Annotated in this window: 12 protein-coding genes; 9 read left to right on the forward strand and 3 right to left on the reverse strand. The window is 69.9% G+C overall.

What is annotated here, in order from left to right; all coding sequences use genetic code 11:
• Nucleotides 1–9: 9 nt before the first annotated feature.
• Complete coding sequence (locus Q7C18_RS15560; RefSeq protein ID WP_083277363.1) at nucleotides 10–471, reverse strand: ankyrin repeat domain-containing protein; 462 nt, start codon at nucleotides 469–471, stop codon at nucleotides 10–12.
• A 122-nt stretch (nucleotides 472–593) separates the two neighbouring features.
• Here Q7C18_RS15560 and Q7C18_RS15565 point away from each other — a divergent pair, with 122 nt between their 5' ends.
• The 5 genes from Q7C18_RS15565 (at nucleotide 594) to Q7C18_RS15585 (ending at nucleotide 6,375) form a co-directional block, all read left to right on the forward strand.
• A complete protein-coding gene (locus Q7C18_RS15565; protein WP_311026155.1) occupies nucleotides 594–1,715 on the forward strand; it encodes an NAD(P)-binding domain-containing protein in 1,122 nt (373 codons plus the stop codon).
• The gene (locus Q7C18_RS15570; RefSeq protein WP_311026156.1) at nucleotides 1,703–2,707 is read left to right on the forward strand and encodes a bile acid:sodium symporter; all 1,005 of its coding nucleotides are present in this window, start codon (nucleotides 1,703–1,705) and stop codon (nucleotides 2,705–2,707) included. Before Q7C18_RS15565 ends, Q7C18_RS15570 begins: the two co-directional genes overlap by 13 nt.
• Nucleotides 2,708–2,851: 144 nt before the next feature.
• Complete coding sequence (locus Q7C18_RS15575; RefSeq protein ID WP_070159150.1) at nucleotides 2,852–4,087, forward strand: argininosuccinate synthase; 1,236 nt, start codon at nucleotides 2,852–2,854, stop codon at nucleotides 4,085–4,087.
• Nucleotides 4,088–4,098: 11 nt separating this feature from the next.
• Complete coding sequence (argH, locus tag Q7C18_RS15580; protein WP_311026157.1) at nucleotides 4,099–5,544, forward strand: argininosuccinate lyase; 1,446 nt, start codon at nucleotides 4,099–4,101, stop codon at nucleotides 5,542–5,544.
• A 24-nt stretch (nucleotides 5,545–5,568) separates the two neighbouring features.
• A complete protein-coding gene (locus tag Q7C18_RS15585) occupies nucleotides 5,569–6,375 on the forward strand; it encodes a hypothetical protein (protein ID WP_311026158.1) in 807 nt (268 codons plus the stop codon).
• Here the strand turns inward: Q7C18_RS15585 and Q7C18_RS15590 are convergent.
• Together Q7C18_RS15590 and ykgO are read right to left on the reverse strand one after the other, a co-directional pair.
• On the reverse strand, nucleotides 6,329–7,093 hold the full coding sequence (locus Q7C18_RS15590; protein ID WP_311026159.1) for a class I SAM-dependent methyltransferase: 765 nt from the start codon (nucleotides 7,091–7,093) through the stop codon (nucleotides 6,329–6,331). The two genes, Q7C18_RS15585 and Q7C18_RS15590, sit on opposite strands and share 47 nt — an antisense overlap.
• 4 nt (nucleotides 7,094–7,097) lie before the next feature.
• On the reverse strand, nucleotides 7,098–7,220 hold the full coding sequence (gene ykgO / locus Q7C18_RS15595) for a type B 50S ribosomal protein L36 (protein WP_070159154.1): 123 nt from the start codon (nucleotides 7,218–7,220) through the stop codon (nucleotides 7,098–7,100).
• A gap of 67 nt (nucleotides 7,221–7,287) precedes the next feature.
• On the opposite strand from ykgO, the gene Q7C18_RS15600 reads away from it, so the two are divergent.
• The 4 genes from Q7C18_RS15600 (at nucleotide 7,288) to tyrS (ending at nucleotide 12,901) form a co-directional block, all read left to right on the forward strand.
• The gene (locus tag Q7C18_RS15600) at nucleotides 7,288–8,343 is read left to right on the forward strand and encodes a GTP-binding protein (protein ID WP_311026160.1); all 1,056 of its coding nucleotides are present in this window, start codon (nucleotides 7,288–7,290) and stop codon (nucleotides 8,341–8,343) included.
• Nucleotides 8,344–8,368: 25 nt separating this feature from the next.
• Nucleotides 8,369–9,073 (forward strand): DNA-3-methyladenine glycosylase, encoded by a 705-nt coding sequence (locus Q7C18_RS15605; protein WP_083277365.1) that lies wholly within the window; start codon nucleotides 8,369–8,371, stop codon nucleotides 9,071–9,073.
• Nucleotides 9,074–9,246: 173 nt separating this feature from the next.
• Complete coding sequence (locus Q7C18_RS15610) at nucleotides 9,247–11,520, forward strand: ATP-binding domain-containing protein (RefSeq protein WP_311026161.1); 2,274 nt, start codon at nucleotides 9,247–9,249, stop codon at nucleotides 11,518–11,520.
• 52 nt (nucleotides 11,521–11,572) lie between these two features.
• Nucleotides 11,573–12,901: a tyrosine--tRNA ligase gene (gene tyrS / locus Q7C18_RS15615; protein ID WP_085437567.1), complete on the forward strand. Its 1,329-nt coding sequence runs from the start codon at nucleotides 11,573–11,575 to the stop codon at nucleotides 12,899–12,901.
• Nucleotides 12,902–13,204: the final 303 nt, after the last annotated feature.

The raw sequence follows: 13,204 nt of genomic DNA on the forward strand, positions 1-13,204 counted from the left end.
GGGGCCTCGTCACTTCCCGGAGCGGTTCCCCTGGTGCTCGTCGAGCACGGCACGCATCGCGTCGAGGCCGAACATCTCGATGGCCGCATAGGCGTTCTGGCCCTCGTGGCGGGGGTCCGCGCCGGCGTCGAGGAGCAGGCGCACCGTCTCCTCGTTCTGCAGGAACACCGCACAGGTCAGGGCGGACTGGCCGCGGTCGTTGAGCCGGTCGACGTCGGCGTCCCGGTCGAGCAGGCCCTTCACCAGGGAGACGTGGTTGTTGTAGGTGGCCAGGATCAGCAGCGTGTCGCCCTTGGCGTTGGCCAGGTTGACCGGGATCCCCTGGTCGATGAGGCCCAGCAGCTCTTCGCCACGGCCCTGCCGCGCGAGGTCGAACATGGAGTTGAGGAACTCCAGCTGTTCGTCGGTCAGCTCGGGGACGTCGCCGGTGTCCTGGGGCTGTCCGGCGGCGGGGGAGGAGTCGTGTGGCATGGCCCCGAGTGTATCGGAGGCCGAGCCGGCGACGGCGGCGTGTCATGTCGTCCGAGGTCATCGACGCCGTCGCGTATGCTGAGTTATTGAAAGTCATTCTCAATAACTAGGAAGGTCGCTCCATGACCCCCTCTCCAGCGCAGGCCCTCGACACCCTCGTGGTCGGGGCGGGCCCCGCCGGCATCGGGTGCGCCCTCGCCCTCGACGCCGTCGACGGACTGACCGTCGGCGTCGTCGACCGCGGCCAGATCGGCGAGACCTTCCGGCGATGGCCGCAGGAGCAGCGATTCCTCACCCCGTCCTTCACCGGCAACGGCTACGGGTCCACGGACCTGAACTCCGTGCACCCGGAGACCTCTCCCGCCTTCAGCCTCGGTGTGGACTATCCCGACGGGCGCGGCTACGCGAAGTACCTGCGCGGTGTCGCCCGGGTCTTCGAGGTGCCGGTCGCTCCGGAGTGTGAGGTCACCTCGCTGCGGCAGGACGACGGCGGCTTCGTCGCCACCACCCCGCACGGGCCCATCCCAGCGCGGACGGTGGTCTGGGCCGGCGGGGAGTTCCAAGACCCCGCCGTGCCACAGATGGCGGGGAAGGGCGCGCTGGTCCACACCTCCCGCCACGAGGCCTGGGGGCCGCGGCAGGGTCGCCTCGTGGTGCTCGGCGGCTACGAGTCCGGCCTCGACGTCGCCTGCCACCATGTCGAGGCCGGCGCGGAGGTCACTGTGCTCGATGCCGACCATCCCTGGGACGCCGGCGAAGGGTCCGATCCGTCCTTCCGCCTGGCGCCGCGCACCAGGATGCGGCTGGCTCGCGCCCAGCAGACCGGCAGGCTCCGCCTGCTGGCTCGGCATGCCTCGTCGGTGGCCCGCGACGGAGACCGCTGGTCGGTCTCTCTCAGCGACGGCACCGTGCTGGAGGCCGACTCGGCACCTTTGGCGGGCACCGGGTTCGGGCCTGGTCTCGGACCCGCGGCGCATCTGTTCGACCGCAGGGAGGACGGCTGGCCCCTGGTGGACGCCGACGATCAGTCCACCCGAGCCCCCGGGCTCTTCCTTGCCGGAGCGGCGCTGCGTCACGGGTCGCAGCGCTTCTGCTTCGTCTACAAGTTCCGGCAGCGCTTCGCCCATGTCGCCCGCGTGGTCGGCGAGTCCCTCGGGAAGGACTGCACGGCGCTCGAGGCCTGGCGTCAGGCCGGCATGCTCGCCGAGGACGTCGAGTCCTGCGGGGCCGAATGCGCGTGCTGAGTGCTTCGCCGCCTTGGCTGTTCCTGCTGGCGATCGCCGGCGGCCTGCTGCTGGGACTGACCGGCTCGGACGCCGCCTGGGCGGAGCATGCGACGGATCCGCTGATCATGTTGCTGCTCGGGCTGGTGTTCCTGGAGCTGCGAGTCGGTGGGGCGCGGGAGCTGCTGCGCTCGCGCCGCGCCGCCGTCGTGGCGCTGGTGCTCAACATGCTCGTGCTGCCGGCGGCCGCCCTGGGGCTGGTGACGCTGCTGGTTCCCGACAGCGAGGCCGTGCGTCTGGGGCTGCTGATCTATCTGCTGTTCCCCTGCACGGACTGGTTCCTCGGATTCACCCGGGTGGCCGGTGGGAACGCTGTGCTGGGGGCGGCGCTGATCCCGGTCTCCCTGGTGCTGCAGCTGCTCCTCTACCCGGTGTGGATCTCGCTGGTCACCGGGCGCAGCCTCCCTGGAGTGATGGAGGCGCTGTGGCCGGCTGTCACAGAAGGCCTGCTGATTCCGGCCGCAGCGGCGGTGCTGGTGCGCCTGCTGGTCGGTCGGGCGGCCGGCCGTGACGCGCTCGCCGCCGTTCAGCGGGCCGGAGGCGCGGCCCTGCCCTGGGTGATCGCCGCGCTGATCCTGGTGCTCTTCGCCGCCGGGGCGTCGGAGGCGGTCCTGGTGCCGTGGGTCTTCGTCCAGGTGCTGATCGTGGTCGCCCTGTTCTTCGCGCTCAGCATGGGGCTCGCTGTGGCCGTGTCGCGGCGTGCCGCGTTGGCCGAGCCGGATCTGATCCTGGTCATCTTCACGACGGCGGCTCGGAATGCGCCGCTGATGCTGGCCGTCACGGCCCTGGTGCTGGGCGAGGATCCCGTGGTGACTGCGGTGATCGTGCTCGGCATGCTGCTGGAGTTCCCGCATCTGGCGGCGGTGTCCTGGTGGATGCGCCGGCGTCGTCGCAGGGATCGTCGTCGGAGTCGGAGGCTCGGTGTCGCGGAGCCGCTGACGGCCGCGTCCTGAGGCGATAGCCTGCCAGGGAGACGGCGGTTCCCCGAGCCCCACTGCGTGAGTATGCAATGGACTGAATATTTATGTAGACTCCTCGGTGAGCCGACCACCACACCTCCCTGGCCGCCCAGGGACGACATGCAAGGAGCTGGACCCGTGACCGATCGCATCGTTCTCGCCTACTCGGGCGGCCTCGACACCTCAGTGGCCATCGGCTGGATCGCCGAGGCGACCGGCTCCGAGGTCGTCGCCGTCGCCGTCGACGTCGGACAGGGCGGAGAGTCCCTGGAGACCGTCCGCCAGCGCGCCCTGGACTGCGGCGCCGTCGAGGCCTACGTGGCCGACGCTCGCGACGAGTTCGCCGAGCAGTACTGCATGCCCACGCTGAAGGCCAACGGGCTGTACATGGACGCCTACCCGCTGGTCTCGGCCATCTCGCGACCGGTGATCTCGAAGCACCTCGTCGCCGCCGCTCAGCAGTTCGGGGCCTCCACTGTCGCCCACGGCTGCACCGGCAAGGGGAACGACCAGGTGCGCTTCGAGGTCTCCATCCAGACGCTCGGCCCGGAGCTGAAGTGCATCGCCCCAGTCCGCGACCTCGCCCTGACCCGGGAGAAGGCCATCGAGTACGCGGAGAAGAACGACCTGCCGATCGAGACGACGAAGAAGAACCCCTTCTCCATCGACCAGAACGTCTGGGGACGGGCCGTGGAGACGGGCTTCCTGGAGGACATCTGGAACGGCCCCACCAAGGACGTCTACGACTACACCGAAGACCCGGCCTTCCCGCCGGCGGCCGACGTCGTGACCATCACCTTCGATCAGGGCGTGCCGGTGGCCCTCGACGGACGCAGCGTGACGCCGCTGGAGACCATCGAGGAGCTCAACCGCCGCGCCGGCGCCCAGGGCATCGGGCGGATCGACATCGTGGAGGACCGACTGGTGGGCATCAAGTCGAGGGAGATCTATGAGGCGCCGGGCGCGATGGCCCTGATGGCCGCCCACCGGGAGCTGGAGAACATCACCCTGGAGCGCGAGCAGGCGCGGTTCAAGAAGACGGTCGATCAGCGGTGGACCGAGCTGGTCTATGACGGCCAGTGGTTCTCGCCGTTGAAGAACAACCTCGACGTCTTCATCGACGAGACCCAGAAGTACGTCTCCGGGGAGATCCGCCTGGAGCTCCACGGCGGCCGCGCCACGGTGCAGGGCCGGCGCTCCGAGACCTCCCTGTACGACTTCAACCTCGCCACCTACGACGAAGGCGACTCCTTCGATCAGTCGTCGGCGCCCGGATTCATCGACATCTTCGGGCTGTCCGCCCGGACGGCCTCGCAGCGCGAGGAGCGGATCCACGGCAAGCCCGACCTCTCCGGCGCCGGCGTCGAGAAGTGAGCGCAGCCGGCATGGGAACGGAGTCGACCAGCCAGACGCACGGCACCAACGAGGGCTCCCTGTGGGGTGGGCGCTTCGCCTCCGGGCCGGCCGATGTGATGGCGGCGCTGAGCAAGTCCACGCATTTCGACTGGAAGCTCGCCCCCTATGACATCGCCGGATCCCGGGCGCACGCCCGAGTGCTGCACCGGGCGGGGCTGCTGACCGAGTCCGAGCTGGAGGGGATGCTCTCGGCGCTGGACGCCCTCGCCGAGGACGTCCGCTCCGGGGCCTTCACTCCCGCGGAGTCCGACGAGGACGTCCACGGGGCGCTGGAGCGCGGGCTGCTGGAGCGGGCGGGCCAGGAGCTCGGCGGCAAGCTGCGCGCCGGACGGTCGAGGAATGATCAGATCGCCACGATGGTGCGCATGTACCTGCGGGATCAGGTCGCGGTCATCTCATCCGGCGTCCTCGACGTCGTCGAGGCCCTGGTCTCCCAGGCGCGGCGGCACCCGACGGCGCCAATGCCGGGCCGCACCCATCTGCAGCATGCGCAGCCGGTGCTGCTGGCCCATCATCTGCTCGCCCATGCGTGGCCGCTGCTGCGCGACGTCGACCGTCTGGCGGACCTGGACCGTCGTCTGGCGCGTTCCCCGTACGGCTCCGGAGCGCTGGCCGGCTCCTCGCTGGGTCTGGACCCGGCGCAGGTGGCCGCCGAGCTGGGCTTCGACGGGCCGACGGAGAACTCCATCGACGGCACCGCCTCGCGGGACCTGGTGGCGGAGTTCACCTGGGTGACCGCGATGATCGGGGTGGACCTCTCCCGGATCAGCGAGGAGGTCATCTTCTGGGCCACCAAGGAGTTCGGCTTCGTCACGCTCGACGACGCGTACTCCACGGGCAGCTCGATCATGCCGCAGAAGAAGAACCCGGACATCGCGGAGCTGGCCCGCGGCAAGGCCGGCCGGCTCATCGGTGACCTCACCGGTCTGCTGGCGACGCTCAAGGCGCTGCCGCTGGCCTACAACCGGGATCTGCAGGAGGACAAGGAGCCGGCCTTCGACGCCGTCGACACCCTCGAGCTGCTCCTTCCGGCGGTCTCCGGGATGATCGCCACGCTCGAGTTCCACCCCGAGCGACTCGCCGAGTTGGCCCCGCAGGGGTTCTCCCTGGCCACGGACGTCGCGGAGTGGCTGGTCCGGCAGGGTGTGCCGTTCCGGGTGGCCCATGAGGTGGCCGGAGAATGTGTGCGGGCCTGTGAGCAGCATGCGCCCGTCAAGGAGCTGCACGAGCTCACCGATGAGGAGCTGGCCGCCATCCACCCGGCTCTCACGCCCGAGGTGCGTCACGTGCTCAGCGTGGAGGGCTCCCTGGCCTCCCGTGACGCCGTCGGCGGCACCGCTCCGGTGCGGGTCGCCGAGCAGCTCGAGGCGGCCGCCGCCGAGTCGGCACGGCGCCGCGCGGCGCTGGGAGGCTGACCATCGGCGGTCGGCGCGACGCAGATGACTGAGATGGCCTCCGGACGCTCGATCTCAGATCCCACGACGCAGCGCAGGCGGCGGCCCCGACTCCTCGGGGCGGCCGCCTGCGTCGTCGTGCTCCTGACCTCCTGCGGGGGAGCTCCGGAGGAGCCTGACGATCAGACGTCCGCCGAGCTGCCGGAGGCTCCGGTCCAGCGGCAGGCCCCGTTCTCCGCGCAGGCGCGTGAGGCGGCCTCGCTGGCGGATCTTCCCGTGCGCGAGATCGCCGACCCGGACTGGGTCGCCGCGACGGCCGAGTCGGAGGAGATTCCGCCGCGCGCGCTGGAGGCCTATGCGGGTGCCGCCCTGCGGCAGCGTGCCGAGAGGCCCGGATGCGGTGTGGGCTGGAACACCCTGGCGGGGATCGGGCAGGTGGAGTCCCTGCACGGCACCTACGCAGGCTCGAGCCTGGAGGAAGACGGCACGGCCTCACCGCCGATCATCGGCATCGCCCTGGACGGCGGTGAGGGTGTGGCGGAGATCCGGGACACCGACGGCGGCGAGCTCGACGGCGACGATGAGTGGGACAGAGCCGTCGGACCGATGCAGTTCATCCCGACCACCTGGGGGCTCTACGCTCAGGACGGCTCTGCCGGGGCACGCGAAGAGGGCCCGGACCCGCAGAACATCGATGACGCCGCGCTGACCGCCGCGGTCTATCTGTGTGAGCGTGGTGGGCCGCTGACGCAGGATGAGGGTTTCGCCACCGCGGTGGGGGCCTACAACCGCTCAGTGCCCTACATCAATGACGTCGCCCGGTGGGCTGAGCGGTACGCGGGGGCGTTCTGAACGGGCTCCTTCTGAGGGTGGCGAGCCCGTCGCCCCGGCTCACCAGCTCGAAGCCGGCCGGCGCCGCCTCCGCGGCGAGCGCGGCCTGTGTGACGGGCTGCCATCGGCTCACAGCCTCCACGCTGCGCAGCACCGTGCCGCCGTCGCGGACCTCGTAGCGCTGCACTAGGCCGTCCGGCTGGGGGAGGAAGCGCGCCACGTAGTCCAGTCCGCCGAGGCGCCGATGCTGCTCCACGGACCGACCCGACGGCGGTGCGAGGTGCCGGTCGGCGGTGACGAGTCCGGACGCTCCGGGCGCCATACGCTGTTCCAGCTGCGCGAACATCTCCCGGCGCTGGTGGCTGCTGAGGTGGCCCAGCATATGCGTGCAGAGGAAGCCGTCGATGGGCCCGGTGAGCTGGGCGAAGGCCGCGGGTGCAGGTTCGGCGATGATGCGGACGCGCCCGGCCAGGTCCTCGTCGGTCGAGATCCTGGTCAGCAGGCCGGCCCGCATCATGGCCGAAGGCTCGACGGCGGTGATGCGGCCGTCGAACACCCGGGACAGGGCGTCGACTCCCAGCCCCGTGCCGGCGCCGATGTCCATCACCACGGCGCTGTCTCCCAGCTCTCCGAAGAGCTCCTGGAGAACAGGCCTGATGGGGCTCCACGTCTCCTCGCTCAGGAAGAGATCATGGAGCTCACCGATGAGCTCGTACTCGTCGAGCTGGGACCTAGGCATGCTGTCAGCCCTGGCGGGCCTTGAGGCGGGGGTTCTTCTTGTTGATGACGTAGGTCTTGCCGCGGCGGCGCACCACCTGGGAGCCGGGCTTGTTCTTCAGCGAGCGCAGGGACTTGCGGACCTTCATGGCATCCTCCTAGTGATAATGAGTAGCATTAGCAGTGATCATACGCTTCAACCCTGGAAGGACGCGAATGGAGATCACGCCGGAGGACGAGCCGCAGGGAGCGAGCATCGGAGGGCGGGCGGACGTCGTCGCCGTCGTCGGAGCCTGCGCACCGGAGCGGCAGGAGCTCGCGGCGCGCCTGGCCCGCGCCGAGAACCGGGTGCTGCTGCCTGCGCGCAGGATGCGCGCCGAGCCGGAGGTGCTCGATCAGGCGGTGACGCTCCTGGGCCGGATGCGTGCGGCGCAGGGCCTGGTGGTCGAGCACCCGCTGGAGACGCCGGCCATGGAGATCATCGGCCTTCTGGCCGACCCCACCATGGCCACTCGGCTCTCCGCCGTGGTCTGCGTGGTGGACGCCGCGCATCTGCTCGACGATCTGGAGGCGGAGGACTTCGTGCCGCTGCAGGACGGGGCCCACCACGCGGCCCGGGCGGAACTGATGGTCCAGCAGATCGAATACGCCTCGGACATCGTGCTGGTCAACACCTCCGGCCTTCCGGCTCACCGGCTCCGCACGCTCGAGGCGCTGCTGAGCGCGCTGAGTCCGCGGGCCACGGTGCGACGCGACGGTGGCGTCGCGGACGGATGGCCTCGGCGGAGCACGGAGTACTCCCAGGAGCAGACGAGGGCCGGGTGGATCTGCCAGCTCAACGGGGACTTCGCCCCGGAAGTGACCACCGAGGACGTCACGGTGATGCGGTACGACCAGCTGCGACCTTTCCACCCGGGCCGGCTGCATGCAGTCCTGGAGACCTTCTTCTTCGAACGCGGCGCCGGGCAGGTGCTGCGCTCCGCCGGGTTCTGCCGACTGGCGACCCGGCCACATGTCACCGCCCAGTGGGACCATGTGGGGGCCGGATTCGCCCTGGAGCCGGTGAGCTTCGACCACCAGATACGGGAGGAGGACGAAGTGCTGGCCTTCGGGCAGGACGTCGCCGTCGTCGGGCTCGGTCTGGACACCCGGAGGCTCACCGCGGCCCTGGACGAGGCGGCTCTGGACGACGACGAGCTCGCGGCCGGTCCCATGGCCTGGTCCACCTTCCCCGATCCCTTCCCGGACTGGCGCACCGCACCGAATCTGTGAGCACAGTGAGTCCCACCGGTGCGGGATGGAAGAATGGTCGGCCGTGGACCTTCATCAGCTTGACACGCTCTTCGACGGGCACGCCACGGCGCTCGCTCCGGCCCTGCTGGGCTGCCGCCTGACCGTGGTGACCGTACAGGGTGCTGTCACCGTCCGGCTGACTGAGGTCGAGGCCTACGGTGACCAGGGCGAGGACCCCGGAGCGCACAGCTTCCGCGGCCGCACGGCCCGCAATGACTCCCTGTTCGGGCCTCCGCGGCGCACCTACGTCTACCTGAACTACGGGATCCATCGCTGTCTGAACCTGGCCTGCGGACCCGAGGGCACGGCCGGGGGAGTGCTGCTGCGCGCCGGCGAGGTGCTCGCCGGACGCGGCCTCGCAGTCGAGCGCCGGGGGCGGGACACCGGGGTGAAGCTGCTCTCGGGGCCCGGGCGTCTGGGTCAAGGGCTGGGCATCACGCTCACCATGGACGCCGCGCCGGTGACACTGGTGCCGCCCGAGGCGCCGCAGCCTGCGGATCCGGACCCCGAAGACGTCGCTTTCCTCCTCTCGCCGCCCGGGGAGCCGGTCGGCGAGAGGCTCTGGGGCCCGCGGGTGGGCGTCTCCGGTGTCGGCGGAGGCCCGGAGTTCCCCTGGCGCTGCTGGCTGGCCGGTGAAGCCAGTGTCTCGGCCTACCGGCCGGGTCGGGATGTGCCCGCTCGGGAGGTGCTGGAGCGTCGGCAGAGCTGACGGCGACGCCGTCATGTCCTGTTCACCCTCTTGCGGGTAGGATAGGTGGTCATCTGTTTCAGACACGAGAGCCGTACTGCTTGATGAGTGACACGACCAGCTCGAGCGCATCCGAGGTCATCCCGGATCGTCCGGCCGCGCGCAACGGCCGTTCCGGAGGGCCCTCCGGAGACATGCCCACCGACGGTGAGGTCCCCGTCCCGGCGCTCGACGCCGGCGTCGAGGAGGAGCGGGAGTACGTGGGCCTGCTGTACCGCAGGCTCGACGAGCTCCGCGAGGAGAAGGAGACCCAGCTCTCCGAGGTGCGCAGCACCGGGGCGGTGGGCACCATGCAGAACGTCTCGGAGCGCGACGCCTTCGCCACCATGTATGAGGATCGGCTGGCTCAGCTCAACGCCGTGGACGATCGGCTCGTCTTCGGGCGCCTGGATCTCGACGGCGGCGACTGTCGGTACATCGGCCGCATCGGGCTGACCACCGCCGAGCGGCAGCGGCTCATGCTGGATTGGCGAGCCCCGGAGTCCGGCGTCTTCTACCAGGCCACCGCCTTCGATCGGCAGGGCGTGCGACGACGCCGGCACCTGATGCTGCGGCGTCGGGACGTCCAGGGCGTGGAGGATGAGGTCCTGGACCCAGACCTGCTCGAGGAGACGGCGGAGAACCACGGGGACGGGGCTCTGCTCGCGGCGCTCAACGCCCGGCGCACCGGTCAGATGGGCGACATCGTCGCCACCATCCAGGCGGAGCAGGACCGGGTGATCCGCTCGGACCTGCCGGGAGTCCTGGTGGTCCAGGGTGGGCCGGGGACGGGGAAGACTGCGGTGGCCCTCCATCGGGCCGCCTATCTGCTGTACAGCCATCGGGAGCGGCTGAAGTCCGCCGGGGTGCTGATCGTGGGGCCGAACTCCACCTTCATGTCCTACATCGACCGTGTCCTGCCCTCGCTGGGCGAGACCGGCGTGGTGATGTCGTCGGTGGCTGAGCTGTACCCCGGGGTGCGCGGCGTCGAGGAGCAGGACTCCCGGGTCGCTGAGATCAAGGGGCGGCTGCAGATGGCGGAGGTCATCGGTGCGGCCGTGGCCCAGCGTCAACGCACCATCGCGGAGCCGCGAGAGGTGGACGTCGACGGCGTCAAGGTCTCGGTCACCCCGGCGATGATCAACCGCGCCCGGGAACGGGCCCGGGCTACCGGCAAGCCCTACAACGAGGCGCGGACGACCTTCGTGAAGGTCGTGGTGAAGGACATCGCGGAGAAGCTCGAGCGCATCCTGGCCAAGCGGTCCGAGGGCAACGAGGCGGACCGCTCCTATCTGGTGGAGGACGTCCGCACCGCCCGCGACGTGCGCGTGCTGCTGAACCTCTGCTGGCTGCCGCGGACGCCGCAGAATCTGCTGGAGGACCTGTGGAGCCGGCCGGCCTATCTGGAGGCGGCCGCACCGATGCTGACCCGGACCGAGCGGGACCTGCTGCGGCGGGAACCCGGGGAGCCGTTCACCGTCGCCGACGTCCCGCTGCTCGACGAGGCCGCCGAGCTGCTGGGCGACCTCGACGAGTCCGCCGGACGGGAGGAGGCTCGGCAGAAGGCCGCCCGGGAGCGGCAGCTCGAGGACGCCCGCAAGGCCGTGGAGAACGCCACCCCCGCGATGGCCGAGATGGGCATCGAAGGCTTCCTGAGCGCGGAGGACGTGGTGAGCCTCAACGAGGAGACCGCCGCCCGCCTCAGTGCTGCTGAGCGCGCCCAGGTGGACCGCACCTGGACCTACGGCCATGTCGTGGTCGATGAGGCCCAGGAGCTCTCACCCATGCAGTGGCATGTGCTCATGCGGCGGTGCCCCCTGAAATCCTTCACCGTGGTCGGCGACATCGCCCAGGGTTCCTCGGCGTCGGCGGCGACGAGTTGGCAGGCCGCCCTGGAGCCTTTCGTCGGCGAGCGGATGCGCGTCGAGGAGCTCACGGTCAACTACCGGACCCCGCGCCGGATCGTGGATCTGGCCGAGGCCGTGGCCCGCTCCGAAGGACTGGACATCACCTCGCTGCGCACGGTCCGCGAGGGCGACCATGCTCCCGTAGTGGACCAGGTGGCGGACGATGCCGTGGTGCCGGCGGTGGTGGAGGCCGTCGACGCCGAGTTCGGCAAGGTCGGAGACGGCCTGGTGGCGGCCATCGTCCCGGAGCGGCTCCACGCGTCCGCCCGGCGCGCCCTGCGGGAACGCTTCGGCGAACGGGTCGGCGACGGCGCGGGCTCACTGAGCCAGGACATCGTGGTCCTCACCGCCGATGACGCCAAGGGTCTGGAGTTCGACGCCGTGGTGGTGGTTGAGCCCGCCGAGCTGCGCGAGGAGGCCGCGGGCAGGATCGGCAGCCTGTATGTGGCGCTCACCCGTCCCACCCAGTCGCTGCACGTCGTGCACTCGGGCGAGCTCCCGGCGGGGTTCGACGCGCGGTGAGACGACACCGGGCCCCGGACCAGGGCCCGACACTGCTACCGTACGAGTTGTGATGGAGAAGAACCTCGTGGAGAACCCAGCGGCGCTGGAGACCCAGCGCAACGATGACAGCTTCGAGAACATCTGGCAGGAGCTGAAGTGGCGCGGCCTGGTGCACGTGTCGACGGAGGAGTCTGCACTGGAGGAGGCCCTCGCGGGGGACCCCATCACCTATTACTGCGGATTCGATCCGACGGCGGCTTCTCTGCACCTGGGTCACCTGGTGCAGCTGCTCACGATGCGACGCATCCAGCTGGCCGGTCACCGGCCCCTGGCGCTCGTCGGCGGCTCCACCGGCCTCATCGGCGACCCCCGCGAGTCGGGGGAGCGGGTGCTCAACACTCCGGAGACCGTGGCCGGCTGGGTGCGCAGCATCCAGGACCAGGTGCGCCCCTACATCTCCTTCGAGGGGGAGAACGCTGCGCAGATGGTGAACAACCTGGACTGGACCCAGGGGATCACCGCCATCGAGTTCCTGCGGGACATCGGCAAGTACTTCCGTGTGGGCACCATGATCAAGAAGGACCTGGTGGCCAAGCGGCTGAACTCTGATGAGGGAATCTCCTACACGGAGTTCAGCTACCAGATCCTCCAGGGTCTGGACTACCTGCAGCTGTACCGCGACTACGACTGCACGCTCCAGTTCGGGGGTTCCGACCAGTGGGGGAACATCACCGCTGGAACGGAGCTTGTCCGGCGGGTGGAGAATGCCCAGGTGCACGCCCTCGGCACGCCGCTGATCACGAACTCGGACGGCACCAAGTTCGGCAAGTCGGAGGGCAACGCGATCTGGCTCGACGCCGAGCTGTGCTCGCCGTACACCTTCTACCAGTTCTGGCTCAACCAGGCCGACGCCGATGTGATCGAGCGGCTGAAGGTGTTCACCTTCCGCAGTCGGGAAGAGATCGACGCCCTGGCTCGCGAGGTGGAGGAGCGCCCCTTCTCCCGGGAGGCGCAGCGGACTCTGGCATGGGATGTGACCACGCTGGTCCATGGGGAGGAGGCGACCCGAAAGGTCATTGCAGCCTCTGAGGCGCTCTTCGGCAAGGGGGAGATCGCCGAGATCGACGAACCGACCCTGCGCGCGGCCTCCGCTGAGCTGCCGGTCGCAGACCTCGACCCGCAGTCAGCCTCCGTGGTGGAGGCGCTGGTCTCCACCGGTCTGGTCAGCTCGAAGTCCGAGGCACGGCGCACCGTCAAGGACGGCGGTGCCTACGTGAACAACACCAAGGTCGACGACGGCGAGACCCCGGCCGGTTCGGAGCTCTGGCTCCATGGCCGGTACCTGGTGGTGCGTCGCGGCAAGAAGAATCTGGCCATCGTGCGCCGGAACGGCGACTGATCACCGAGACCCAGACCGGCACGGCAGCCGCGGCCCGGACGTCCCTTGGGACGCCGGCGCCGCGGCTGTTCTCGTCTGAGACGCACATCACCCCCGATCCGGTTTGCGCGGGGGCGAGGTGCTGTGTAAAGTTTCTACTCGTGCTCAGGGCACAGGGAAGACAGCCGAAAGGCAGAAACCCGGTGCAGAGCACACTGTGGCGGTCACGTCACAGGGCTTCTTGACGCTCATCCTTGAGGATGGCCCAGAGCATTCGGTGAGACACCGAGTTTGCACGGGTCAGACGGATAGGGTAGGATAGAC

The sequence above is a fragment of the Nesterenkonia sp. CL21 genome, from assembly GCF_031705515.1.
GTDB lineage: Bacteria > Actinomycetota > Actinomycetes > Actinomycetales > Micrococcaceae > Nesterenkonia > Nesterenkonia aethiopica.

Coding starts and splice junctions, on each gene's coding strand:
- Q7C18_RS15610 (WP_311026161.1), top strand. CDS start 9,247: ATGCCCACCGACGGTGAGGTCCCCGTCCCGGCGCTCGACGCCGGCGTC.
- argH (WP_311026157.1), top strand. CDS start 4,099: ATGGGAACGGAGTCGACCAGCCAGACGCACGGCACCAACGAGGGCTCC.
- Q7C18_RS15590 (WP_311026159.1), bottom strand. CDS start 7,093: ATGCCTAGGTCCCAGCTCGACGAGTACGAGCTCATCGGTGAGCTCCAT.
- Q7C18_RS15560 (WP_083277363.1), bottom strand. CDS start 471: ATGCCACACGACTCCTCCCCCGCCGCCGGACAGCCCCAGGACACCGGC.
- tyrS (WP_085437567.1), top strand. CDS start 11,573: ATGGAGAAGAACCTCGTGGAGAACCCAGCGGCGCTGGAGACCCAGCGC.
- Q7C18_RS15570 (WP_311026156.1), top strand. CDS start 1,703: ATGCGCGTGCTGAGTGCTTCGCCGCCTTGGCTGTTCCTGCTGGCGATC.
- Q7C18_RS15585 (WP_311026158.1), top strand. CDS start 5,569: ATGACTGAGATGGCCTCCGGACGCTCGATCTCAGATCCCACGACGCAG.
- Q7C18_RS15605 (WP_083277365.1), top strand. CDS start 8,369: ATGGAAGAATGGTCGGCCGTGGACCTTCATCAGCTTGACACGCTCTTC.
- Q7C18_RS15565 (WP_311026155.1), top strand. CDS start 594: ATGACCCCCTCTCCAGCGCAGGCCCTCGACACCCTCGTGGTCGGGGCG.
- ykgO (WP_070159154.1), bottom strand. CDS start 7,220: ATGAAGGTCCGCAAGTCCCTGCGCTCGCTGAAGAACAAGCCCGGCTCC.
- Q7C18_RS15600 (WP_311026160.1), top strand. CDS start 7,288: ATGGAGATCACGCCGGAGGACGAGCCGCAGGGAGCGAGCATCGGAGGG.